This window comes from Blautia sp. OF03-15BH (assembly GCF_003463065.1).
GTDB lineage: Bacteria > Bacillota > Clostridia > Lachnospirales > Lachnospiraceae > Limivivens.
Genome location: NZ_QSCM01000004.1, coordinates 1 through 26359 on the forward strand (window position 1 = coordinate 1; position 26359 = coordinate 26359).

The 26359-nt window shown below is 45.1% G+C and carries 23 protein-coding genes; 2 read left to right on the forward strand and 21 right to left on the reverse strand.

Annotation, left to right across the window (positions count from 1 at the left end):
• Positions 1 to 463: 463 nt before the first annotated feature.
• From DXA57_RS05670 to DXA57_RS05745, 15 genes are all read right to left on the reverse strand, one after another.
• Positions 464 to 775, reverse strand: coding sequence for a hypothetical protein (locus tag DXA57_RS05670; protein ID WP_117765493.1), 312 nt, complete (start codon positions 773 to 775; stop codon positions 464 to 466).
• A 133-nt stretch (positions 776 to 908) separates the two neighbouring features.
• The gene (locus tag DXA57_RS05675) at positions 909 to 1694 is read right to left on the reverse strand and encodes an ATP-binding protein (protein ID WP_117765495.1); all 786 of its coding nucleotides are present in this window, start codon (positions 1692 to 1694) and stop codon (positions 909 to 911) included.
• Positions 1687 to 3000: an IS21 family transposase gene (istA, locus tag DXA57_RS05680; RefSeq protein WP_243005721.1), complete on the reverse strand. Its 1314-nt coding sequence runs from the start codon at positions 2998 to 3000 to the stop codon at positions 1687 to 1689. The genes DXA57_RS05675 and istA overlap by 8 nt, the downstream gene beginning before the upstream one ends.
• Positions 3001 to 3792: 792 nt before the next feature.
• The gene (locus DXA57_RS05685; protein ID WP_117765499.1) at positions 3793 to 5472 is read right to left on the reverse strand and encodes an AAA family ATPase; all 1680 of its coding nucleotides are present in this window, start codon (positions 5470 to 5472) and stop codon (positions 3793 to 3795) included.
• A gap of 454 nt (positions 5473 to 5926) precedes the next feature.
• A complete protein-coding gene (locus DXA57_RS05695) occupies positions 5927 to 7159 on the reverse strand; it encodes an aminopeptidase (protein WP_117765503.1) in 1233 nt (410 codons plus the stop codon).
• A 51-nt stretch (positions 7160 to 7210) separates the two neighbouring features.
• Positions 7211 to 7879 (reverse strand): deoxyribose-phosphate aldolase, encoded by a 669-nt coding sequence (deoC, locus tag DXA57_RS05700; RefSeq protein WP_117765505.1) that lies wholly within the window; start codon positions 7877 to 7879, stop codon positions 7211 to 7213.
• Between the two features lie 20 nt (positions 7880 to 7899).
• Entirely contained in the window at positions 7900 to 9081 is a 1182-nt protein-coding gene (gene deoB, locus DXA57_RS05705; protein WP_117765507.1) for a phosphopentomutase, read from the reverse strand.
• A gap of 4 nt (positions 9082 to 9085) precedes the next feature.
• Positions 9086 to 9877 (reverse strand): uridine phosphorylase, encoded by a 792-nt coding sequence (udp, locus tag DXA57_RS05710; RefSeq protein WP_117765509.1) that lies wholly within the window; start codon positions 9875 to 9877, stop codon positions 9086 to 9088.
• Between the two features lie 109 nt (positions 9878 to 9986).
• Positions 9987 to 11159 carry an NAD(P)-dependent malic enzyme gene (locus tag DXA57_RS05715; RefSeq protein ID WP_117765511.1) on the reverse strand — a complete coding sequence of 391 codons (1173 nt, stop codon included), beginning with the start codon at positions 11157 to 11159 and terminating at the stop codon, positions 9987 to 9989.
• Positions 11160 to 11241: 82 nt separating this feature from the next.
• The gene (locus DXA57_RS05720) at positions 11242 to 11724 is read right to left on the reverse strand and encodes a deoxycytidylate deaminase (RefSeq protein ID WP_117765513.1); all 483 of its coding nucleotides are present in this window, start codon (positions 11722 to 11724) and stop codon (positions 11242 to 11244) included.
• Between the two features lie 15 nt (positions 11725 to 11739).
• On the reverse strand, positions 11740 to 13020 hold the full coding sequence (locus DXA57_RS05725) for a glycoside hydrolase family 125 protein (protein WP_117765515.1): 1281 nt from the start codon (positions 13018 to 13020) through the stop codon (positions 11740 to 11742).
• A gap of 82 nt (positions 13021 to 13102) precedes the next feature.
• Positions 13103 to 13648 (reverse strand): DUF3877 family protein, encoded by a 546-nt coding sequence (locus tag DXA57_RS05730; protein ID WP_158571240.1) that lies wholly within the window; start codon positions 13646 to 13648, stop codon positions 13103 to 13105.
• A 17-nt stretch (positions 13649 to 13665) separates the two neighbouring features.
• Positions 13666 to 14535, reverse strand: coding sequence for a DegV family protein (locus DXA57_RS05735; RefSeq protein ID WP_117765519.1), 870 nt, complete (start codon positions 14533 to 14535; stop codon positions 13666 to 13668).
• Positions 14536 to 14920: 385 nt separating this feature from the next.
• Entirely contained in the window at positions 14921 to 15343 is a 423-nt protein-coding gene (locus tag DXA57_RS05740) for a flavodoxin (protein ID WP_117765521.1), read from the reverse strand.
• A 70-nt stretch (positions 15344 to 15413) separates the two neighbouring features.
• Entirely contained in the window at positions 15414 to 15968 is a 555-nt protein-coding gene (locus tag DXA57_RS05745) for a DUF3793 family protein (protein WP_117765523.1), read from the reverse strand.
• Positions 15969 to 16285: 317 nt separating this feature from the next.
• On the opposite strand from DXA57_RS05745, the gene DXA57_RS05750 reads away from it, so the two are divergent.
• Entirely contained in the window at positions 16286 to 17413 is a 1128-nt protein-coding gene (locus DXA57_RS05750) for an alpha/beta hydrolase family protein (protein WP_117765525.1), read from the forward strand.
• 131 nt (positions 17414 to 17544) lie between these two features.
• Positions 17545 to 17823, forward strand: a complete 279-nt coding sequence (locus DXA57_RS05755) for a type II toxin-antitoxin system HicB family antitoxin (RefSeq protein WP_117765527.1) — start codon at positions 17545 to 17547, stop codon at positions 17821 to 17823.
• Between the two features lie 71 nt (positions 17824 to 17894).
• Here DXA57_RS05755 and DXA57_RS05760 read toward each other — a convergent pair whose 3' ends face one another.
• The 6 genes from DXA57_RS05760 to DXA57_RS05785 all read right to left on the reverse strand — a co-directional run bounded on the left by DXA57_RS05760 (position 17895) and on the right by DXA57_RS05785 (position 26345).
• A complete protein-coding gene (locus DXA57_RS05760; protein WP_117765529.1) occupies positions 17895 to 18140 on the reverse strand; it encodes a hypothetical protein in 246 nt (81 codons plus the stop codon).
• Between the two features lie 140 nt (positions 18141 to 18280).
• Entirely contained in the window at positions 18281 to 20212 is a 1932-nt protein-coding gene (locus DXA57_RS05765) for a DUF5107 domain-containing protein (protein WP_117765531.1), read from the reverse strand.
• A gap of 136 nt (positions 20213 to 20348) precedes the next feature.
• Positions 20349 to 21914: an extracellular solute-binding protein gene (locus DXA57_RS05770; RefSeq protein ID WP_117765533.1), complete on the reverse strand. Its 1566-nt coding sequence runs from the start codon at positions 21912 to 21914 to the stop codon at positions 20349 to 20351.
• Positions 21915 to 21983: 69 nt separating this feature from the next.
• Positions 21984 to 22940, reverse strand: coding sequence for a carbohydrate ABC transporter permease (locus DXA57_RS05775; protein ID WP_117765535.1), 957 nt, complete (start codon positions 22938 to 22940; stop codon positions 21984 to 21986).
• Positions 22941 to 23002: 62 nt separating this feature from the next.
• A complete protein-coding gene (locus DXA57_RS05780) occupies positions 23003 to 24169 on the reverse strand; it encodes an ABC transporter permease (protein ID WP_117765537.1) in 1167 nt (388 codons plus the stop codon).
• 280 nt (positions 24170 to 24449) lie between these two features.
• Entirely contained in the window at positions 24450 to 26345 is a 1896-nt protein-coding gene (locus tag DXA57_RS05785) for a DUF5696 domain-containing protein (protein ID WP_117765539.1), read from the reverse strand.
• Between the last annotated feature and the right edge of the window lie 14 nt (positions 26346 to 26359).

Genomic DNA, 26359 nt, shown 5'->3' on the forward strand with positions numbered 1-26359 from the left:
ATCCGGAAAGACCGATCAGTTCTTAGCGGAATGCGTGGTCAGATGAGCCGGAATTTGCACTGACATTTCATCGCCATCCTTTTTTTAATTTTTTATAAATGGAAATTTTCCATTATTTGGTAATATTTCACATAAACAATAATTTTCGCACATTGTAAACAGTGACTACAGCACTTGCGATCACAATAATTATTACTACGTATTTACTAATCTCTTCAAGTTTATCTAAAAAATCTCCTAATAAAAATGTTACTAATAGCGGGACTATACCGTCTATATATGAATTTTAATTTAATTTCAACCAGACTTTTTGATATTGTAAAAATTCTATTATTAATTCCTTATCATCTGCCGAATTGAGTAATTCTAGCATGAGTAAATTTTCACATTCTTGATCACCTATTGCTGCTGGCTAAACTGTCAAGAAACAAAAAGCCTCCCCGGTTAAAGGGAGGCTTAACTATTACAGTATGTCATTATCTTTTAGAATCTTGTATACTTCTTTAGATGTTAATCCAACTTTATCTGCAATTTTTTTCACGTTAATGTCGTAAGCATACAAATCTATTACTACGTTTTCTATACCTTTGTCCTCTATATCTTTCTTCATGATGGCTTTCTCTTTCTCGCTGCCACTGATACTAATAATTGCTATCAGCATTATAACAGCTATAAATGCTGCTAAACCTGCTAAACCGTCGCTAATATCTTTCAATACAAGAGATGCTAACACAGCAATAAATATACCAACAATCAACAACCAAATAATATCCATTTCAACCACCATTCCTTTTTTTATTTTATATTGTTAGAGTCCGGGAGAATCGACCACTCAGAGTCCGATAGAAACAGCCAATTTGAGCTCAACAGAAATAGCCAATGCACCTTGGCTAATTAATCATCAACAGTTATTCAGCCGGATCACTGATTTCTATTGAATAGGATTTCAAGTTTCGTCCTCGATAGCTTTCTCCCTTCATAAGATAAACGGTAGCAGCATCAAAAGTTCTGTCCAAAGCACAAAGTAACGAATCTTCTTCCCGGAAAAAGTCACGCCATTTGTCTGGAGTCAGATTACTGGTAAAAATCATACAGTTTGGTCCTTCTTTACTGCATCTACGATCAATCATGTCAAAGAAGAGACGGGTATTTTCCATATCGAAGATACTTCTGCCTATTTCATCTATAATCAGGCAAGAAGGTCTAACCAAACCAGAGACAGCACTGCTTTCAGTTCCTGTTCTTCGTGCTTTTGTGAACTTTTCATTTAGTTCTGTCGCTTTTATAAAATAAGCTTTCAGACCTTTATGACAACAGGCATTTCCATAAGCCATTGATAAATGAGTTTTTCCGACCCCTGGTGGGCCTATAAAAGCGATATTCTGCCTTGAATAAAGTGCTGTCAGATTTGGAAGCGATTTTATCTGGGCAGCATGTTCGCCAGTCACTCTGTTAAAATCAAAGTTTTCAAAGGTACTTGGCTCTTTCTGAGGAATACGACTGTGCTGTAACAGTGCACTGATTGCCTTATCGCGTTGATTCTGTCTGAGATAAATCATAAACTCTTTCAACGCTTCCAAATGTTCCGGAGGAACTTTATTTTCGGAAAGATATAGTGCTATTTCCTTGGTTGTTATCTTGATATCCAGTGCAGAAGCGTCTGCCTGAATCTGTTCAATCAGCGTTTCATTCATTTCTGTCACCTCCAAATGCAAACTTTGCAAAAGCTGATTTTTTTGGAGTTTCCGTTTTCTGCGAAATACTGATTTTTACCGGAACAGATGGCTCTTCTTCCGGCTGTTCATCCACGAACTGGTCCCTGCAGAAGCTGTCTTTCCTGCTCCATGTAACATCATGTGTAATCAGGACCTTGCGCAGTTCCAGGTCATAGATATACAGAGTAAAGTTCTCTCTCTGAACACGGCAGAGATGTTTGCCATAACTATAAGGTATTCCAAAACGCCGCCCTTCGTAAGTAACAAAACCATCAAATGAAATACAGCGGATGGGGCATAAATATTTTTTGACATCAAAAGTATCATTCAGTAATGAAGCATTTTTCATACAGCTGACAGAATGCCGTTTATGCGGAATACAATCAACCGCTTTATGATATCGGTGATTCTGGTTGTCGCACCATTTCCATGCTTCATAGTTAAGATCTGTGATGGTTCCGAAAACACGCCCTGCGAGGAAATTTTCTTTTACAAAACGTACCAGGCGTTCCACAGCTCCTTTGGTAAACGGATGCCGTGGTCTGCACAGCTTCGTCTCAAAGCCGATTGTATTCATAAAAGCCTCATAATCATGATTCCATACTGGATGCCCTTCTGAATCACGATAAAGAACAACACTTTTCATGTTATCTGTAAGCACATGATCTGGAACACCCATACGTTTAAACGCATGAATCATACCAATAAACAGATTTTCCTGTTTGGCATTTGGAAAGAATTCTATGTAACGTTCGCCACAATGATGACAAATCATTGCAAAACAGGCTACTTTATAAGAAGTGTTATTGTCTGTATCGACATTAACAAATCCCCAATCCATTTGATAGCTCTCACCAGCATCGCTGGTATATCTGCGTCCGCGATTTTCCTGCGGTGCAACTGCCTGCCTTTTAGGTGGAATAAGATCTTTATGCTCACCGATGTATCTTTTTACAGTAGTCAGGCTTCCTGTATATCCCTGTTCCTGGATTCGTTCCAGGATAACTTCGGAATTAGATACATTCTTTTTCAGCAGATCATCTATGACTCCCGTATATCCAGAGATAATTGTAGAAGCTGCTTTTCTCCCAGTAAGGGCGTGTGGAACAACAAGGAATCCGTTTGCTTTTATTCTACGGAGTTGAGCTCTTGTCAGACCGGTACGGCGTCCCATTTCAGCAAGGTTGATTTTGTTTGGATCAAACTTATCCCCCTGCTCAGACTTCATTTCTTCTATGACTTGTGTTATGATAGTCTGCAAGTCATTACTATTATTTTCGTTCATGTTTCTCCTTTCATGGTGCATTGGCTAACACCATTATAGAGCATGAATTAATATGGTAATGGCTTTTCTAATTGGACTCGGAGTGGCTTTTTCTGTTGGACTCAGATTGGTTGTTTCTGCTGGTCTTAGGCTAGCTGTTTCAAGCGGACTCTAACAGCAGATAATCTTCATGAAAATTAGAATGTTTCTAATTTTCTACTGTTTTACTTCATTATCAGGCACAAATTGTTGTTTTTTGGTTTTTAAATTCCTGATAAAGATTGATTTTCCGTTTCAATATTTTTTATTTGTTTTTTTCATGTGATTTCATATAGTGTCAATGTTATGCTTCATGATTATAACTGATATTGATATTATTTTTCACATGTTTATCCTACAAATAGGATGATTCTTCTTGTTTTATTTATTTTATTGCAAATAGCTTTTTTTAGTTTGCAAAAGATGGAAACCGAAACTTTCTTCATTTGTATCTCTGACTCTTTCAGCAACACTGTTCTCCATTTTAATTTATTATAAAATGAAAATTATTTTATTTCGGTTTTAAAATTCCCGATAAAGATTAATTTTTGCTTCAAAAATCTTTTATTCATTTTTTCATATGTTTTTTATCACAATATCATATCTCATGGTATTGGTTCATATTAATCCAAACTTTTTTTATTATCAATAATATAAAAAGCAGGTAGCAAAGTAACAGGTTTTTCCTTACTTTGCTGCCTGCTGTTGTAATCTAATCAGAAAACGATATGAAGGTCATCGGAACCGATCATGAAATCCATATGTAAGATGGAGTCAGGCTAAAATGTAATTATTGTCATCAGCCACCTTCACCATGCAGGACTTTTGGAAGAAAGCAATACCGTATTCGATCACATCATAATAACTTTCAAGCTTTATTGTTTCCGAATACATTTTGTCTTTAATCTGCTGTAAAGCCTCATCACATTTTTTATCTAGTCCTTTTGCTGTTTTCGATATTTTTGTTTCAATTACTATAGCCCTCAGATTATCAATATCCTTTACAACGATATCGGATCTGCCTAAACCATTCTCCTTGTTAGATTCCACAGCGTATCCATAAGCTAACAACATACCGACAAGTATTGCATGGTAAAAATTCTCATTATAGTCATTATAACTTATAGCATTAAATAACATTTTACTTAAAGACACTGTCAGATACTTACAGTTTTTATTCCATAATGCCTCAAAAAATGCAGCCTTATCAGCACTATTTATTTTGTCTCTCATCCAAATGTCGATATTTACCCTAAAGGTTTCCATTACCTCTTTGTTGGGAATACGCAAAACCATTCTTCCATCGGCAACATCTTCATCAATCTTCGTTAAATATCCCGACGTGTATAACAGACTCCAAAGATTTTCCTCAGAATCCATTACCTCGTTGTATGTCAAATCATTATGAATCTTTTGAGTAATAGAGCCACCATTCACTAATTTTTCAAACTTAATGGGAACCTCACTAAAGTCGGTTCTATTTAAAAACTTAATAATAATGTCATTTCCGCTGCTATTGGCCCAATAGTTGCCTGGGTTGGCATCTTTATCAGAGATTTTGTCATTGACATATTTGATAATACTCCAAGGGCAATATACATATTTCTTTCCAAATAAATATCCATCATACCACTCTTTTGCTTCTGTTAAGTATGAAGTTAACCTATACTCTTGTAGTATTTGTATAACTTCTGAATCTGTAAGACCGAAATACTCATCATAAGCTGAATCAGAAATGGATCTGATATTAAAATTATTCAATCCTGTAAAGATACTTTCTTTTGAAATCCTTAAACATCCAGTAAGTATTGCGAACTTCACGTTATCGTAATTTGTCTTTAATAAATTATTGAACAATTCTCGCATTGTTACCAACATTTTATCATAATAGCCATTATTATATGCTTTATCTAATGGAACATCATACTCATCCAGCAAAACTATGACTTTCTGCTTATAGTAGATGCACAGCAGCTCAGATAACATTTTCAGGCTTCCGTATAATGTGGCATCACTCATCTCATCATTTAAAAGCTTTCTAAACTCTGACTTATCGTAATCGTCCAATACGTCGTCTTTAAGAATATAACGATACTTAGCTGCTTCTCTTTTTATTATTGATACCAATAGACTTCTTGCACCGCTAAAGGTCTCGTGATTAACTCCTTTGAAAGTCATAAAAATCACAGGATACTTTCCGAGATGCTCTTTGCAAATCTTCTCTTCTTTTGAAATGGCTAAGCCTTTGAATAATTCAGGATTGGCACCAATCTCAAAAAATGACTTTAAAGTATCCATATTCAGAGTTTTCCCGAATCTGCGAGGTCTGGTAAATAGAGTTACTGCTGCACCTTCATTAACAATATCTTTTATCAATAATGTCTTATCAACATAATAGTAATTATCCTCTTGTATCTGCTTGAAACTTTCAATACCAACAGGCAATTTCTTCATCTACGTCACCTCCTGAAATGCATCGATCTTATGTATCTGATTATACCAACTAGCGTATAACCGGTCAAGCTCAGCCTGGAGCAGTGAACACATCCATCCTTTCATGGTATTGATTCCTATTATCACAAATTTTTTTATTATTTATAGTATGATACCAGTGTCAAAAGGTCAAAAAGCTGTTCGTGCTTGCACGATAAGGCTTTTGAGCTTGGGACACGCCAAATATGAGAAAGTAGCGATTTACGCAGTAAATCAGCGGATTTCGAATATTTGGAGGATTGCGGGAGCAGCGTAGCTGCGTAGCAATCCGGGTATCAAATGAGTGTCAAAAGACCTTTTGACACTCATATCATAGTATAAAAACAGGCAGCAAAGTAACAAGTTTTTCCTTACTTTGCTGCCTGCTGTTGTAATTTAATCAGAAAACGGCTTCATCCATTTCTGCTGGCAGAAGTCATTCTGCCCAGGTTCCATTGACGAAAATATCGGTCTCGCTGCCATCTTCACGGATTCCTACGATATGAAGGTCATCGGAACCGATCATGAAATCCATATGTAAGATGGAATTATTGATTCCGCGGGCGTGAAGTTCTTCTTCTGTCATATCCATAAAGCCTTCGATCACTTCTGAGAAGCCCTGACCGGCTGCAACATGGCAGCAGGCATTCTCATCGAAAAGTGTATTGTAGAACATCAGACCGGACTGATTGATGGGAGACTCTTTGGGAACCAGTGCTACTTCACCGAGCATGGAGGCTCCTTCATCCAGGGCGAACATTTTCTTCAGGATCTCTTCTCCTTCTTCTGCGTGACAATCAACAACTCTTCCGTCTTTAAAATCAACGGTGAAATGATTGATCACCTGACCGGAACGGCTCAACGGCTTGGTGGAAACCAGACGGCCTTCGCATTTGCCTTTCATCGGGCTGGTGAACACTTCCTCTGTCGGCATGTTGGGAACAAAGAATGCATGGTTCACATGGTTGACATCTCCTGCGCTGCCCCATTTTGCTCCCGGGATCAGTTCTACCGTAAAATCGGTTCCGTTGCTGCTGGTATAATGGAGAGATTTGAAGTTCTGTGCTGTCAGCCAGTCTGCTTTCTGAGTCATGCGGTCATTATGAGCCTGCCAGATCTTCTCCGCATCCTCGCCGTCTTTTAAATAAACACAGTCAAAAATAGCATCCCACAGCTTCTCTACAGCCACTTCCTCTGTCTCGTTAGGGAAGATTTTTTTTGCCCACTTGGGAGAAGCTGCTGCAACGATGAGCCACTGATGTTTTCCATCGATCTGATCGCGGTATTTTTTCAGTACCTTCTGACGCATCTGGTTGACCGTGGAAATAAGATCCGGTGAAATACCTGCCAGCTCATCCGGATCGGAAGAATCAATAAAAATACGGACCGGAAGCTGCTCCGTCATCTGCTTCATACGCTCTTCTTCCCAGAGGGTAACCTCACCGAGAACCTCAGCGGAAGCATACTGATAATCCAGTTTGTTGATTTCGCCGCAGGACCAGAAGAGCTCTACCCGTTTTGCACCGGCTTTATAACATTCCTCTGTCACCAGCTTTGCAAGAGGAACCTGGTCTACACCAACCTGCAGACGGACTACCTGTCCCTCCTGTACATTTGCACCGATTTTTACGATCAGCTTTGCATATTCTTTTAATTTGTTTTCGTTCATAATATTCTTCTCCAGTTATTTTATGATAATTTTACTATAAGCAGCTTCCAATCAATATCCGCTTCCCTGATCGGTCTGTTTCATGATCTTTACCAGACGGCTGGTGCCGAGGCGGTCTGCACCGAGACGCATGAATTCTTCTGCATCAGCAAAGGAAGAGATTCCACCGGCCGCTTTCACCCGGACGCCTTTTCCGACATGCTCTTTCATCAGCTTCACATCCTCAAAGGTTGCTCCGGCTTTGGAAAACCCGGTAGAGGTCTTGATGAATTCTGCTCCGGCTCTGGTCACGATCTCGCACATTTTGATCTTTTCTTCCTCTGTCAGAAGGCAGGTCTCAATGATCACCTTCAGGATTTTCCCCTCGCAGGCCTCATGGATCCGGCGGATCTCTTCTTCTACCTCATCGTATCTTCCATCCTTCAGGAAACCGATATTGATGACCATATCGATCTCACTGGCTCCGTTTGCAATGGCATCTCTGGTCTCAAAAACCTTTGTTGCCGTTGTGCTGTAGCCATTCGGGAAGCCGATAACGGTACAGATCGGAAGCTTTCCTTCCACATACTCTGCGGCCTGTTTTACATAGGCGGCAGGAATACAGGCAGATGCGGTCTGAAATTTCATGGCATCATCCAGGATTTCTCTGATCTCAGCCCAGGTTGCGGTCTGTGCCAGCAGCGTATGGTCTACGATTTTTAAAACATCACTTGTATTCATTCTTTTCTTCCTCTTTTCATTTATAATGATAACGGCGTTCCGATGGTTCCTTCCGGCATTGCAAGGTCGAAATTATCGGTGATGGTTGCTCCGATCACAGCAAAGGTATCGGCTTCTTCCAGTGCGCCGCCCGCTTCCATGGAAGGAGAATAAGCCAGGAAAGGCACTTTTTCTCTTGTATGGTCGGTTCCTGTGTGGGTGGGATCGTTTCCATGATCTGCGGTAAGGATCAGAAGATCGTCTTCTTTCAGTTCCTTCAGAAGTTCTCCAAGCTTCACATCAAAGCGCTCCAGCTCTGCCGCATAGCCTGCCACATTTCTTCTGTGTCCCCAGAGGGCATCAAAATCCACCAGATTTACAAAGCAAAGTCCATGGAACTCTCTCTTTGCGATCTCAATGGTCTGCTCCATGCCATGTACGGAGCTTTTGGATTTATTGGATTCTGTCAGTCCTTCTCCGTCAAAAATATCATAGATCTTTCCGACAGAGATCACATCCAGACCGGCATCCTTCAGTACATTCAGTGCCGTTCTTCCAAAAGGCTTCAAAGCATAGTCATGGCGGTTGCTGGTACGCTTGAACTCACCCTTTTTCTTTCCTGTATAAGGTCTTGCAATGACACGACCGACCTTCCACTCATCCTTCATGGTCAGTTCTCTTGCGATCTCACAGCAACGGTAAAGCTCATCCAGACCGAAGGTCTCTTCGTTTCCGCAGATCTGAAGCACAGAATCTGCAGAAGTATAAACGATCATATGGCCGGTGGCGATCTCTTCCTCTGCCAATTCATCCAGGATCTCCGTTCCGCTGGCGCTCTTATTTCCGATCACCTTATGACCGGTACGTTTTTCCAATTCTTCGATGAGCTCCGGCGGAAAGCCATGCTCTGTGAAGGTTTTAAAGGGTGTGGTGATCTGAAGTCCCATCATTTCCCAGTGACCGGTCATGGTGTCCTTGCCGTTGCTGGCTTCCTTAAGCTTTGTATAGCGGGCAAGCGGTGCCTCCACCGGATCCACTCCCGGAAGCTCATGAAGATTTGCCATTCCCAGTCTCCGAAGATTCGGGATTTTGAAATTCTCTGTCCGGGCTGCGATGTGGCCAAGCGTATCACAGCCTACATCACCGTATTCTGCCGCATCCGGCATGGCGCCAACACCAAGGGAATCCAGAACGATTGTAAAAATACGATTATATTTTTTCATTTTATCAACACTGCTCCTGTCTTTCACGGTCTGCTTTGATCAGTTTCCGTACAGCCTCCACGCCTACGGTAATAGCTGCTTCCGTATCATGCACGATAGGATTTTCCATACCAAGTGCATTTCTTTCCTGATTTCCCATGACCAGAAAATCGGAACCGCAGCGGACCCGTAAGTGCTGTGCCACGATAAAAAGTGCTGCGGATTCCATCTCTGAAGCCTTGCAGCCCATACGTTTCCAGGCCTCCCATTTATTCTGCAGCTCGTAGCTCACCGGCATTCTCTGTGGTTCATGCTGTCCATAGAAAGCATCTTTGCACTGTACGACACCCGTATGATACGGATACCCAAGCTCCTTACACGCCGATACCAGAGCATTGGTCACCTCAAGGTCTGCCACAGCCGGATATTCAATGGGTGCATATTCTCTGCTGGTCCCTTCCATGCGGACTGCTCCGGTAGCCACCACGATATCTCCGCCTTTGACATCCAGCTCAATCCCGCCGCAGGTTCCCACACGGATAAAGGTATCCGCTCCACAGAGTACCAGTTCTTCCATGGCGATCGACGCTGACGGGCCACCGATACCGGTAGAAGTCACGCTGACTTTCTCTTCGTCCAGATATCCGGTATAGGTCACAAATTCTCTGCTGTCTGCTATGAGCTTTGCATCCTCAAAATGCTTTGCGATCTTCTCACATCTCTTGGGATCCCCCGGTAAGATCACATAACGGCCCACATCTCCCGGTCTGATCTGTAAATGATACTGCAGATCTGCCTGTCCAGAATAGTTTTGCATAAATATTCCCCCCTTTTTTGCATATCCAGTGGATGGGTTCTCAGAAGTAAAAACCGGCAGTCTGTTTTCACAAAACTGCCGGTTCGTTCACTTGGCATTACCAAAAAGCTCAGATTCTTGCAACTCCGGTCTTTCTTGCTGCTTCAGCAACTGCTTTTGCTACTGCTTTTGCCACTCTCTCATCAAAGGGATTCGGAATGATGTAATCTGCATTCAGTTCGTTCTCCGGAATCAGATCTGCGATGGCATATGCAGCAGCCACCTTCATCTCGTCATTGATATCGGATGCACGTACATCCAGAGCTCCACGGAAGATACCCGGGAAAGCCAGAACGTTGTTGATCTGGTTCGGGAAGTCACTGCGTCCGGTACCTACAACAGCTGCTCCTGCTGCTTTTGCCAGCTCCGGCATGATCTCCGGAACGGGGTTTGCCATCGGGAAGAGAATCGGGTTCGGAGCCATGGTTTTTACCATCTCCTCTGTAACAGTGCCGGGAGCAGATACACCAATAAATACGTCAGCACCCTTGATCACATCTGCCAGGCTGCCTTTCTCCATGCCACGGTTGGAGATCTTAGCCATCTCTTCTTTCTCCGGATTCAGATTGTCACGACCCTCGTAGATAGCACCGTGGCGGTCACACATGATAACGGTCTTCAGACCCAGTTTTACCAGAAGTTTGATAATCGCAATACCTGCTGCACCTGCTCCGCTGGTAACAACCTTCACATCAGAAAGCTTTCTGCCGGTAAGCTTTAATGCATTCAGCATAGCAGCAGCAGTTACGACTGCGGTTCCGTGCTGGTCATCATGGAAGATGGGGATGTCACAACGCTCTTTCAGCTTACGCTCGATCTCAAAGCAGCGTGGAGCGGAAATATCCTCCAGATTGACTCCGCCGAAGCTTCCTGCCAGAAGTGCTACGGTATTTACGATATCATCTACGTTTTTGCTGCGTACACATAAAGGAATCGCATCTACACCGCCGAACTCTTTGAAAAGAACGCATTTTCCTTCCATAACCGGCATACCTGCTTCCGGTCCGATATCTCCGAGACCAAGAACAGCAGTTCCATCCGTTACAACGGCTACCATATTTCCACGACGAGTGTATTTATAAGAAAGGTCAGTGTCTTCGGAAATCTTCAGGCAGGGTTCTGCAACGCCTGGTGTGTAGGCAACGGCCAGATCTTCGGGAGTTTTTACTTTTGCACGGCAGGAAATCTCCAGTTTCCCCTGCCACTCTTCATGTTGCTTCAGAGCAAATTCTTTTTTATCCATTTTCTTTGGATCCTCCTTTTGTTCATAACTTTATTCTATGATATTTTATACTTTTTTTCAACCCAAAAAGTCTCATGTATTGTTAAAAATGCCAAATCAGTTTTTTTGCCGGAACAACCTCATAATCCCCTGCTTCCGGTCCGGTACGAAGGATCACATCCCGGATCCCGGCCTGGATGATCAGGCGGGCACATAAGGGACAGGGCTTTGCCCGATGGATGGAATTGTCCTCCGGATTTACCCCTGCCAGATAAAGGTCAGCTCCCAGCGTCTGCTCTCTGGAGCAATTTAAAAGGGCGTTCTGTTCCGCATGGATGGCACGGCAGAGCTCATACCCCTGCCCCTGATGAAGATTCCGTTCGATCCGCGGACAGGAGCCCGTATCGCAGCAGTTTGTATAACCTCTGGGAGAACCATTGTAGCCTGTGGAAACTACCACATCATCTTTTACAATGACAGCTCCGTATTTTCTTTTCAGGCAGGTACTCCGGTAGGCAAATGCTTCTGCTACATTTAAATAAGTATCGATCTTCGAGATACGGCTTTTTCCATCCGGCTGTACCATCAAAAATCCCTCCTTTTATACAGCAAGCTCATAACCCAGATAATTCAGTACCATCTCTGAATACATGGCATTTGCCCAGGAAAACCATTCTCTGGTGTAATGAGAAGGGTCGTTTTTATCAAAGCCTTCATGCATCATGCCTTTACCGGCATCCGTATCTGCCATAAGCTTTAAAATACGGTATTTTTCTTCCTTATCGGTCTCTGTCATTCCCTGCACTGCCAAAGCGATATGCCAGATATAAGAGGTGGGCGTATGGGGGCTTCCGATTCCGGAGGCTGCACTTCCCTCATAGTAATACGGATTGGCTTCGCTTAAGAGGAAACGGCGGGTATTGGCCGTCACCTCCGGATCACCCTCATATCCCAGATAGGTCTGCGCCAGAAGGCTGGGAACATTGGCATCATCCATGAAACGGCACTGACCGAAACCATCGGTCTCATAGGCATACACACGGCCGAAGCCCTGAAGGGATGCCACCGCATGGGTTTCGATCGCATCATGGATCTCTCTGGAAAAAGCAGCAGCCTCTTTTGCCAGCTCCTCTTCGTGAAGCACTTTTTCCGCAATTTCCGCAAGATAAGAAAGCACCACAGAGGCAAACATGTTGGACGGGATCAGATAGCCAAGATCACAGGCATCATCACTCGGACGGAAACCGGACCAGATCAGACCGCAGCCATCGTTTACAAGGGCACCCTTTCCTCCGCGGCTTAACGTTTCGCTGTAAAGAGAATGGCGGGTAAAGGTATAGGAAGATTTCTCTTCATGATACTGCTCGGTACGGAAAACCTTCAGGATCGCATCCACTCCCTTGCGGAACGTCTCATCAAAATGAGCGGTGCGGCCGGTAAGCTTCCACAGAAAATAAGCCAGCTGGATCGGATAGCACAGAGAATCGATCTCATATTTTCTCTCCCAGACACCTGGATCCTGATCTTCAAAATCCTTCTCCCAACAGGAGCCGTCCGGCTTCTCGTTAAAAGCATTGGCATAGGGGTCGATAAGAATGCAGGCAAACTGCCTCTTTACCAGTCCCTCAATGATATCTGCCAGTTCCTCATCACGGGCGGCAAGATAAAGATAGGGGCGCACCTGGGCCGCTGAATCCCGAAGCCACATAGCCGGGATGTCTCCGGTAATGACAAAGCTGGTGCCATCCTCATAACGGCGGATGGTCCGCTCCAGCGTGTTGGTAAAGCAGGTTTCAAAAAGAGTATACAGCTTCGGTTCGTCCTTTAATTTTTCCTTGATCTCCTGCAAAAATACGTTCATCTCGTGAGTTCTTTCACTCATGGTATTGTCTTCCTCCTAAAGTCATAGAAATTGCGCGGGTACCTTTATCTTACCATGTTTGCCGTTTTTATTCTATCGGAAATCATATAATTTTTTTATAATCTTCCATCGTAAAACGATGATACGTCAAGCCGAAGTCATCTTCTTCCACACAATAAACATATTCATCCGGCTGACCGCCTTCATAGAAAAATACACGTCCCATTCCGTCATGGACATGGTCGGCTTCCTGCAGCGGATGTCCCGGCAACGCATAATGTGCAAAGCAGGTACGGACATCCTCCAGCGTTTTTCCCGGTGTGGTGATCGTCCTGATAAAATCTGTCAGCAAGGGCGAATCCGGAACATTCTCATGGATCCAGGTGCAGCCCTCCGGCGGGACCGTCAGCTCCCAGCGATCCTCTCTTTCTGCGAAGGAAAGTTTTCCAAGAAAAGCTTCTTCTTTTTCTGCAAATCCCAAAAGTGCTCTCTGAAGCTGTTCTTTCCCTGCATCTTCCGGAAGATCCAGAAGCTCTGCCAGAGAAACAGCCGGGTAATAAAGCTTCATGGACTCCGGCCGATAGCCGATCTTCATCTGCCATTCTTTTACGGTATCCATGATATGTTTCTTTAAAGGTTCACCATTCATGTCGTTCATAACTCCTTTTACCGATTGGTTCCCCAGTAGATCAGTGCCAGCATGCCGGGACCTGTATGGGAACCGATGATGGGACCGATGGGAGTGGTGTAGATCTCTGCCGTCGGAAATTCTTTCTGTACCATAGCCTTCAGAAGCTCTGCCTTCTCCGGACAGTCACCGTGACCGATGAGGACCAGCGGACTGATCGCCGGGTTCCAGCCTTTTTTCATATAATCCAGTTGCAAAGCCATTGCTTTTTTCTGACCGCGCGGTTTTTCTACCACCTCCAGTTTTCCATCATTGGAAACATGAAGCATCGGTTTGATCTGGAGTACGGTTCCGATTGCTGCCGCTGCTGCGGAAACTCTTCCTCCGTGACGCAGATGATCGAACATATCCACAGTAAACCAGTGGCAGATGTCCAGGCGGTGTGCCATAACCCAGTCTGCCAGGTCTTCCATGGAATAGCCTTCACTCTGAAGCCTTGCCGCTTCTCTTACCAGAAAGCCTTCGCCTACAGAGCCGCAAAGCGTGTCAATGCAGATGATCTTTCTCTCCGGAAATTCCTCTTCCAGATCCCTTACTGCGATCTGCGCAGACTGATACGTGCTGGAAAGGCCGGAGGAAAAACAAAGATAAAGGATATCCTTCCCCTCCTCCAGCGTTTTCCGGAATGCTTCTTCATAAATTGCGGGATTGATCTGAGACGTGCTTGCATATTTCCCGTTCCGGAGTTCCTCATAGAAAGCCTTTACGGTGAGATCTCCACCGGGGCCATAGGTATGTGCCTCTTCACCCACAGTCAGTTCCATGGGGATCACGCGGATCTGTGCATAAGGAGCTGCCATTTCCGGGCAAAAATCGGCGGTTGCATCTGTATAAAGCTGATAACTCATAGTAGATTCCTCCTGAGATTGTTTTTGCTATAACATGATATGAGTGTCAAAAGGTCTTTTGACACTCATTTGATACCCGGATTGCTACGCAGCTACGCTGCTCCCGCAATCCTCCAAATATTCGAAATCCGCTGATTTACTGCGTAAATCGCTACTTTCTCATATTTGGCGTGTCACAAGTTCAAAAGCTTTATCGTGCAAGCACGAACAGCTTTTTGACCTTTTGACACTGGTATCATAACATTGGATCTTTACTTTTTATTCTAAAAGAATCCCAGGTCAGTGTCAATCAAAATCCCGCTGAAAAACGGCGCCGTTGCCATTCCGTTACCGATGTAAAAAGAGAACTGCCGAAGCAGTCCTCTTCCAGAAAAATCGCTGTTATTTATGCGAGTGCTTTGCCCAGTGCCTGGCAGGCAGCCTTTGCCTCATCATCCGGTTCTTCCGTGCAGATCACACTTTCGCATGCCAGCTCTGCTCCGTCGTCTTTGCAGGAGCCTTCCCAGGTCTGCATCCATTCACCGTCTCCCCAGCCGTAAGAACCAAAAAGAGCGATCTTTTTGCCGGAAAGCTTTGCACGGCAGTCATTGAACATCGGCTCAAACTCCGTATCCTCCAGTTCTTCCGCTCCCATGGCCGGGCAGCCGAAGGCCAGTGCATCAAATTCATCCATTTTATCTGCTGTGAAGGTATCCGGTGTAAAGACAGAAACCTCTGCGCCTGCTGCTTTGGCACCTGCTGCAACCTCATTTGCCATCATTTCGGTATTGCCTGTTCCACTCCAGTAAACTACTGCTACTTTGCTCATGCTCTTATACCTCTTTCTTTTTGATAGTGTAACTGTTCCCAGTTGTCACAGCTACGATTGATTTCATATGTTAAACAGCTACGGTGAGCTGAAAAACACTCCTGCCTTCTTCATAAAGCCGCCTGTAAATGTCACGGCATTTCTGATACATTGCAAACAGCTTTCGTGATTCACATTCATCACAATATACTTTCCAGCAGCCGGAACATTTATAATTCCGACCTCCGTTTTCAATAAAACCGATGACATCGCCTAAAGGATAATCCAGAAAGACTCCGATCTCATGAGGAAAAGCTTCTCCCGTGGTAAAACGGCTTTTCAGTCTTTCGATGGCGGTCTCCACATTCAAATCCCGGTATCCGTAAGCGGCAAGAAAAGCAGTTACCTCCGGACGCTTCAGATTTTCCTCCAGGCGCTTTTTTCTGCAGACATAGATCAGAGCTTTCTTCGGATGCTCTCTTAAGACATAAAGATAGACGCCTTTTGGATTCATCAGAAGATTCCAGTAGGAAAGCTGCTCCCAAAGTTCCGTGTGGGATTCATAAAACCAGTTGAAGAGATTGGCTGTTTTTACAGAAGCCAACGTAGGCGAACAGTAATCAACCAGATATTTTTCAAACGCCATGAGAAAATCCTCCTGTTTCTCCTTTCTTTGAGTTAGATTAGTCTAATTTAAATTAGCTTTAACTAACTGTCGTCATGATACATGATTCCGCACCTTTTGTCAAGAACATTACTGATAAGTTTTCTCAGCGTAAAGCTTGCAGCTGTTCAGGACGGTAAAAACAACAGGACAGTTCTGCGCACTGCGAATGCATAGCCGCAAATTGACAGAAAACAACCGTATATGCTATGATAAATCCAGTGTGGAAAAGCAGCTTACCAGAAAGATCCTGCTGGTTTTTCCGCTGAGAATCTGATAGAAAAACAGGGGGATTTACAATGAATGACAGATATCGGACAGACCTTTTTGTCCAGCATCTTTATAAGGATCAGCCGGGAAAGCTCCGCTTTGATCCAGAAAAGATCCGTACAAGGGAAGACTTTGAGAGTTGGAAAGAACAGGTACGGGAAAAGGCATATGAACTGATGCAGTTTCCGGAGGATGCTTACGAAGAAGCAAAGGTGCATTTTCTTTATTCCAGGCAGAGAGACGGCTACCGGGTGGAAAAATACGAGATCAGCCCGGAACCGGAGCTCTGGGTGCCTTTCCTTCTGCTGGTGCCGGACAGCGTAAGCGCAGAAAAGAAAGCCCCGGGCGTTCTCTGTTTTCCGGGCTGGGATGTTCCAAAGGAGATGCTTTGCGGAGAAGAATCCATGAATCTCTGCTACGGCGAACCGGTCTCAGGGATCAGCTACCCGTTTTCCAATGCTATGGCTCTTCATTATGTCAGAAAAGGAATGGTTGCTCTGGCCTGCGACAATATGGGAACCTGCGAACAGGAAGGTCTCTATGACCGGCAGCAGTTTGCCCTGAAGATGATCTTCAAGGGACGGAACTACGTTGGTCTCTCTGTTTTCTGCCGCTGGGCCATGTTCCAGTGGCTGGCAAAGCAGGAATACGTGGATGAGGACCGTATGGGTCTGGCTGCTCATTCGCTGGGGACTGAAACGTCCATGTTCCTGGCTCTTCTGGAGCCCAGAGTCAAAGCCGTTTCCCATAATGATTTCATGAGTGATAACGAACAGCGGATCATCTCCTGTTTCCCACCGGAGGATTTCATGTTTGGCGGACACATCCATATCGTACCCTCCATGCATAAATGGTTTTCTTTCCCGGATCTCATCGCAGCCTTTGCTCCCGGTCCCATGCTCCTGTCCGAGGGCGGCGTACAGGATGATCTGGAACGCATCGGAAAAGCCTATGCACTGGCCGGAGCACCGGAAAATTACCGCTATGTGCATTATCCGGAGTTTCAGGATCCCTCCAACCGGAAGTTCGATCATGTGCGTATTCCAGAGGGTATTACAAACGAGGAATATTTCCGCTATGCCAACGTGGTGCCGGAGCATCATTACTACAAGACAGAGATCTGTATCCCCTGGATGGAAAAGGCCCTGAACAGTTAAAAAACGAAAAACCGGGTGGAAATTTCAGAGGGATTATTATATACTTATATGTGGCGATGTCTGCAGACGGATTTTCAGATGTGCAGATATCAAAAGCCGGATAAACGCATATTAGGAGGAAAAGAAATCGTATGAAATTTGTATATCCTGCAGTTTTTCATAAAAATGAGAACGGCGGCTATGAGGGGTTTTTCCCGGATCTGGCCTGCTGTGAGGCAAAAGGCGATACCCTGGATGAGGCCGTGGAAAATGCCAATGAAGCAGCTCTGGACTGGATCAATCTTGAGCTTTCCGAGGAGGAGGTAAATCTTCCGCCGGTATCTGAGGTATCCGATCTCACACTCAAAGAAGGAGACATCGTAAGAAACATCCAGGTGACCATCAAGTTTATGGAAGGCTGGGAAGAATAAGCAAGCACACTTCTGCCTGGCTTAAAAAAACGGAGGATCCGCGATCTGATCTCGCGTGATCCTCCGTTTTTTCAGTCTTTTTTGTTTTCTTTGCGGTTCTGTGCTTTGGCAGGACGCGCATTTGCCTTGGATTGTCTGGAACCCTTCAGGTTTTTCCATTTATCGTAGGCTTCATACATATTACTGGATTCATAGACGCTCTGTTCTACACCCTCTTTATCCTTTAAAGTGATATAATAACATTTTCCCCGGCAGCCGAAATGGTATACCTGGTCGTCTTCTGTATATTCACCCAGCATAAAGCTGTACTTTGCCATAAAGACACCTCCTCTGGAGTAGTAAATGAAAAGCATGCAGGCATGATTTACACTTTTGCATGGAAAGCTTTTCTTAACTCTGAACGATTACTATTGTAATGCCAGGAGGAAGTATTGTCAACAAGAGAAACAATTCTGACTTATCCGTTCGTTGCCCGGAAATCATACTTAAAGGGAAGAGAAACATCCTCTCCGGTAAGAGTTTTCTGAATATCCAGATAGAGCTGGGCGATGGAATCCTCTCCTTCACGGATATCCGGGATCTCAAGACCGCCATTCTCTTCCAGAAGAGCAAAGGCTTCTTTGGTTTTTCCGATATGATAAAGAGCAGAAATATAATAGTATTTCAGCTTTCCGGCCTTCTGGTTTTCCCCGTCAAGGCACTCATACCAGCGGATGATCCCATCCCAGTCTTTACAGTAGAAAAGAAGCTTCAGGGCATCCTTCAGATAGGAAAGGTTTTTATGTTCCAGTTTCAGTCCTTCGTGGATCCACTGGATGGTCTCCGTGTCATGGCCGGAAAGAACGGCAGCGGCAGCCAGTGCATGCGCTGCCCAGGCACTCTTCTTTAAATACCAAGATCTCTTCAGTTCTTTTTCAGCACTTACATAATCTTCTCTTGAGAAGAAACCGATACCTGCCTGATAATGGGCATACCAGTTATCCTTGTTTTCCTGATCCAGGGTGGCAAGAAGGAAGTCCAGATTTTTTTCATTGATAAGAAATTCATCCGGAATATCTTCGGGAGCCGGCTCGTGAAGGATCCCTGTTTCAAAGAATGTCTGCCATTTTTTCAGAGAATCGGTGAGTTCATATTTCAGATGGCCTTCCAGACGGCTGTGATCCTTCATGGCACCATAACCGCTTCCTGTGATAACTACTTTGGCTTCTTTCTTTGCCATAGAAGCAGTCGCTTTCAGTTTTTCCTCCAGGTTTGCAGGAATACCGGCCTTAAGGACATAAGAAGTAAGTTCTTCTGCTCTCTCTTTGTGTGTTTTATCCAGATGACCCGGTGCAGCCTGTACGGCTCCGTACTGCTCCATCCATTCCCAGGAAGTATGAGGAGCCATTGGAATGCAGCCGTACTGTGTCTTTCCAAGACCTGCCTGGATCTCTACATATCTTCCTGCTTTATCTGTCAGGAATTCCTGCCAGTGATCCGATCCCTGCCGTTTTCCCCAGGAAAAGAGTTTTCTTCCCTGCAGACGTTTCGTAGAGATCTGAAGAAGGCCGTAACCGTCCTGGTCCAGGTTTGCAATAAACTTCGGTTTCTCCTCCGGAATGGCAAAGAAGTAATCGACAGAATTCGGGATCTTTTTATAATCGGTGACCTCCACGCCATCCACCATGGGAATGTCCACTTTCACGATCCTGCCATTTTTACCGGTAAAAGCCTGTTCTGCTGGAACAACCACTCTTCCGTTTTCATACTCCGGAACAGCCATATTGCTCCACCAGTACATGGGGATCACTTCACTGCTCTCATTGACGATGCGCATACGGCAGTTCAGGAAACGGCTGTCTTCCTCCAGCCAGAAATCAATCTGATAGGGCACTTCGCGGATCCGTTCATATTCATAAAAGCGAAGCACTGGCATACCGTCTTCTGTCTCCGTTTCTGCTGTATACATGGCCTGCGTTGTAAAGGCATGGTGACCGATGATACCAATGTTCCACTCTACACCTCCACTGTACCAGGCATTGCGGACAGCCAGATTGCTGAAACGCAGAACGTCATTGGTGTAAAGGAGATTTTTTCCTGTGGTCTTGTCCCAGAGTTCCCAGAGACGGCCGCCGTACTCCGGCAGGAAAACTGCTTTCAGGTAGTCATTTTCCAGGACTGCGATCTTAATATCCTTCTCTTTCAGTTCTCTCGTATAGCTGTTGTACTGCCGGTAAGGGTAAGCGCTTCTCCTGCGTCCAAATCCCTCATAAATTTCGTCATGCTCATCCAGATCAAATTTCGTGTCATTCTGCAGGATATGCTCTCCGATCAGATCAGGAACGCAGGCCTGCGGCCCCAGATCAGAGCTCATCATTTTCTTTGTCTCAAAACGAAGTTCCGGTTTCATAAGTACAGATGCCTCCCAATTATAATATTTGCCACTTACAGAAAGTGTTTTGTGTAGAAAAAAAGCCCTGCAGGCTTTCCTGCAGGGCTTTTGAAGCTTACATGTTACTTACAGAAAACTTTTCAGCGAACTACTATCAGCCAAGCTCCTCTGCTTTCTCCTGTACAACTTCCGTTGCATCAGCGTATCCGCTGGAAAGAGCTCTTTCCTTCATATCAGCGAACATATCAGCTACCGGCTCAGTTCCGGTGATGATGGTCCAGTACTCAGAGCTGATGTTGAATGCCTGAGCGTCGGTTACAGTGGTGTCATCGATCAGCAGAGGACCAACCTCCGGATATACCGGATCCTCATTACGGATATCGCAGGCCTGTTTGTTGAGTGCTTTGGTCTCATCATTGTACTTATCAAAGGTCTCTACGTTCGGGTCTGCCTGAAGTTCGAATCCCCAGCTGGGCCAGTGGGTAACCGGGATACACGGATATTTGGTAGTAAGAACCGGTGCGTTTCCGTTCTCATCACGGATCAGAGAAATGGAACCGTCATCGTTCTTCTGCCAGTCTTCGCCTTCCAGACCAAGACGGAGCATTTTACCTTCATCAGAGAGAAGGTACTCATAGTATGCCAGGAAACGATCCATTTTCTCCTCGTCGATCTCGCTGGAGAACATGGTAGCTACCATACAGGATACATAACCATCCATACGCGGGGTCTCGCCATCAGCCTCAGCCAGAGCCGGGATCACATCGATACGCTCAAACGGATTGCAGTCCGGGTTAGCAGCACCATAATACTTGGTAGCTACGCCATTGATCCAGTCTGCATCTGCATTTCTTACACACATACCAAAGGTATTGGAAGAGAATTTCTGAAGACCGGTCTCCCAGGTAGATGCACCAAAGTCCGGATCGATGGAGCCGTCTTCGTACATTTTTCTCAGCCACTCCAGCGGCTCGATGTTTTTGTCATCCAGAGCGCCGAAGGACCAGTTACCCTCTTCATCTTTGCCCCAGTAACGGTTGCTTACGCCGGTGCTGGAGAAGAAGTAACGCAGGGTTCCCATGCCGTCACCGGTCAGGCCGTAGGTATCTTTTACACCGTTTCCGTCCGGATCATCATAGGTAAAAGCGTGAGCTACATTGTAAAGATCTTCCCAGGTAGTAGGCATTTCCATGCCGACAGTCTCCAGCCAGTCTTTACGGATAAAGATACCTTTTCTCTCTGCTTTATAAATGGTCGGGTCGGCAGAGTCCGGTTTCGGCAGGAAGTAGTAGCCATCGTACATGCTCTTAACTGTCTGTGCTACCTTATCATTCTCAAGGAGCTGTTTGGTCAGCGGATATTTCTCCAGAAGCTCTTCCGGGATCTCTGCTACCAGTTCCTCAGGAATAAACTGAGTGATTTCCTGGGTGTAGTACAGAATGTCTGCACAGAATACATCCGGCAGAGTTCCGTCTACAGCAGCCAGCTGTGTTACGGTGAAGTCGTTGTTGTAGTAGTTAGTCTCGCTCTGCTGGAAGTTGATTCCGAATTTGTCCTCGATCATAGCTGCAAGCTTGTCAGAGGAGGTATCCCAGGTAAAGGGATCGCCATCACTGTCGGCTGTAATGGTAAGGATATCACCATCATAAGCCAGTGCGCTGAGGGACGGTACTGCCATGGCCGCGATCATGGCTGCTAAAACTAACTTTCTTCTTTTCATAAAAAACCTCCTTATGATATGAATTTTTTATTGAAAAGCCGTAGCTTTACAATCAACAGAGAACACACATCAGCCTTTTACAGCGCCGATGGTAACGCCGCTCTCGAAGTACTTCTGGATGAACGGGTAGATCAGAAGCATGGGAATGGTAGAAACAACAGCACAGGCCATCTTGATACCAGTCTCATTCAGATACAGTTTATTTCCGGCTGCATCACGAAGACCTTCCATCAGCTGCATATCTGCCGGTTTTGCATTTCGTACAATATAGTTACGGATGATCAGCTGCAGCGGATACCAGTTCTCATCACGCATGTACAACTGTGCAGCAAACCAGCTGTTCCACAGACCGACAGCCACGAACATGGCGATGGTTGCCAGCATCGGAATGGAAAGCGGATATATGATACGGAACAGGATCGTGTACTCGTTTGCGCCGTCGATCCTTGCTGCCTCCTCCAGAGAATCCGGAAGCTGCATAAAGAAGGAACGCATGATAACAAAGTTGAATACGTTTACTGCTCCCGGCAGGATCAGAGCCAGGATGTTATTGCTCAGATGCAGGGTCTTGGTGATGTTGTAGTAGGTCGGGATCAGACCGCCAGAGAAGAACATCGTGATCAGCAGATAGATCATGAAAAATTTGTATCCATGAAGGGTATTTTTCTTCAGTCCATATGCCAGCATCGAGGTGACCAGAACAGAAAGTGCTGTTCCGGTAATGGTGATCAGAAACGTCACACCAAACGCACGGATGAACAGGGCCGTGGAGAAAATGTATTTATAGGCCTCCAGAGTCGGCTTCTTCGGGAAAAGGATGAAGGAGCTCGCCATGTACTCCGCATTGCCTGTCAGGGAGATCGCAATGATGTTCCAGAAGGGGAACAAAATGATGAGCGCCAGAAAAATGAACAGGCAGATGTTAAAAATATCAAAGATTCGGGAACCTAAGGACTGCTTGATCGCAGTTCCGCCGATGGGTTTTTCGGCGCTGATTTTATAATTCTTTTTATGCTTTCCAGCCATGTATATACCTCCTGATAGTCATATCTGCTTTCTTCGGTGACAGCAGAATTTTTCACCTGTTTTTAGAAGAAGCCCTCACCGGACATTTTCTTAACAACAAAGTTGCTGCCGAACACCAGAATACAGTTTACAGCCTGCTGGAAAAGACCAATGGCTGTGGACAGGTCATACTGTCCCTTCGATACACCCATGTCGTAAACGTAGGTATCGATAACCTGTGCAACGGTGGTTGCTGTTGCATCGGTACGCAGGTTCATGATCTGGTCGAAGTTTGCTCCCATGACAGAACCGACATTCAGGATCAGCATGGTGGTGATGGAGAAGGCGATACAGGGCAGTGTGATATAGAAACACTGCTGCAGACGGTTGGCACCATCCATTCTTGCTGCCTCATAAAGCTCCGCATCAACACCGGTAATGGCTGCTATGTAAATAATGGTTCCCCAGCCGGCCTCTTTCCAGATACTGGTTCCGTAAAGCATTCCGTAGAAGCTGTCCGGATTGGACATCAGGTTGATGGGATTCAGGCCCATGGAGATCAAAAGCTTGTTTACCGCACCTCCGGTGATGGAGAACAGAGAGAACATCAGGGAGTACATGATGATCCAGCTGACGAAATGCGGAAGATAGATCACGGACTGGACGGTCTTCTTAAACTTCTTATTATGGAGTTCATTCAGAAGAAGTGCCAGAATGATCGGGATCGGGAAAGTGATGAGCAGCTGTGTCACACCAATGAACAGTGTGTTTCCGATGACGCTCCATGCAATATCACGGCTGAAGAAACGGGTGAAGTTTTCCATACCGCACCATGCAGAAAACATGATTCCGCTTTTTACCTTATAGGTCTTAAAAGCAAGAATAATACCATACATCGGCATGTAGCTGAAAACAAACACAAAGATCAGACCGGGAAGGATCATCAGGTATTTACCTTTTGTTCTCTTCAGATCTCTCATAAGTGGTGCTGCCTTATAACTGAAACAGGGCATTTTGAAATATGCGATGATGGCGGCAATAAGAATCACACCTCCAACAGCTGCCAGGATTGCCGGCGGCATACCATATTCTACAAAATCCCATTTTTTTCTTCCAATGATACCGGTGACCGCAACGTACCAGATTCCGCCGCCAGCGATCATCAGACCTGCTAACAGAAAAATCACACGGATCGCCCAGGCTGATTTCTGATAGGCTTTTGCCTCTTTTGTGATTACACGTTCCTGCATTACATCATCTCCTTGTTTTTATTTTGAACGCTTCCTTGTATGAAACGTTCTTTTTCCATTCTTCTGCACTTTTGTCAGTTATGGAAAAAGGAGCATGGGGTTCTGCTCGTACACATCCCTCTGCTCCTTTGCATTGTAGGTATTTTAGCACAAAATTTAGGTAGTTGCAACCACTATTCTGTATAAATACACCACATTTTGTCTCAGTGTCACGATTGTATGTTTTTTTTGCACAATTGTTCTTTTTCTTATCTGTTTTTGTGCCACACACAGCCGTGCGTCAGTCAGCAATAATCTCGTAGGTATTTTTTGTGAAATCGACTGTTACCGTAGTGCCATCTGCAAATGAGCTTTTCTGGATCAGACCGTCCTCGTCAAGGATCTCGTGACGGGTCATTTCCTGCATAGCGATCTTTTCATGGAGTTCTGCTACCGTTTCCGAACGTTTGATATCCTCCATCAGCTTCTCACGCTGGTTTTCTGCGAAAGCGCCATCCATTCCCGGATAAGCACCATCTCTGAGAAGATACGGGATACCGCCGTTGAGCAGTGCATAGAGCATGTAATCTTCCTTCTCGCTGACCTTATCCATCAGCCAGGGAATGATCAGACAATCATGGAATACCAGGTTGAAAAGAGGTACCGGAATACCATATTTCGGCTGTCCGGGAGCTTTGAGCATGAAGTTGTACGGAGCGTAATGGCAGAATACCAGGCTCGGCATACTCCAGTCGTTTGCTTCTTCGGAGCTCGGAAGAATGTTGTTTGTCAGGAGATACTCAAAGCACTCATTTCTATATGCATAACATTCTTTTCTGGTCATGCGGTGATGCGGATTGTCACATTCATCTCCCTCGTTACAGGTAAATACGTCCAGATAAGCGCAATCCATATCAATGCCATGCTCTTTCAGAACTGTGAAGTTTCTCTTTACATAGTACGGTGCCTGGGTTGCGCAGAGGTAGGTCTGCTCTCCGCCGGCCCACATATGGTGCTGCGGTATGCTGCCGTCTGCAAGCTGGATAGCATATTCCTTATCAAAGGTTTTGGCTGCAAAATAGTAATCACGGTACTGGTCATGGATACCAAAGAGGTAACCCATCTCATGCATGGCATCTACCAGAGATTTCATGCCTTCCCAGCCGCCTGCTTCTTTACATGCCGGTGTGTAATCCGGGTGCTGGTTATCGTAACCGGGCTGTCCCCAGCCATCCAGATGCATATAAAGCTTTTTCACACCAAGCTCATGAAGGGTTCTTGCTTCTTTTTCGCGCTCTGCAAAGGTGTTCAGAGATTCGTTGTTCTCCGGGTGATTTTTGTCATAGAAGCGTGACTCCGGCTGAACGCTCTTTTTGATTCCGGTATGGAAAACAGAACAGCCGATGAGTTCATGGATGGACGGGTTCTTGGCAGCCTTTTCCGCCAGTGTCTTCAGAAGACCTTTTTCCTTTGCGTAATGACGGTACTCCTTACAGATATCGTTATGGTCACAATTTTCAAGGAAGGTATAACGGAATACTCTGCGGTAATCCATTTTTCCGAGGCTGGGCTCCATATGTACTCCAATGTGCGTGTAAGGACCGCCTGCCGGATGCTCTGCTTTCCAGCCTGCATTCCAGGGAGTCACGGCGATCAGAAGATAACCGCTCCGGTCTTTTACCTGTGCATACCAGGGCATGTAGCTTCCTTCAGTTCCGAAGGTTCCGTCAAAAGCGATGGAACCAAGCTCATTCGGCCAGGTATTCGGGATCAGAAGTCCCTGTCCTTCATTGATCAGTGTATACCAGGTTTTCTTCGGCTCATCAAATGCCATCTCTCCGGGCCAGCGGACAGCTTTGATCTTCAGTCCCTCTTCCTTTAACGGCATCCACTCACAGTAAACATGGCCGGTGGTGGCTTCGATCCATACAAGTGTCTCAAATGCGTAGGAAGCTGTCTTTCCGTCTGCCAGAGTAAAATTCTCATAATGACTTAAGATGCCCTCTCCCACTCCACTGCGGATCTGTTTGTGCCAGATGTTTTTCGCGTCTGAGAAATATACCGTGCCGTCCTCACATTCGATCCTGGGACGATACTCCTTTCTCCAGCGCCATACCGTTGAATCCTTGGAAAATTCATAGCACAGGGTTTCATCGTCAAGCTTTACTGTGATGCCTTTACAGGTAATAGAAACCATTTCTAAATATCCCC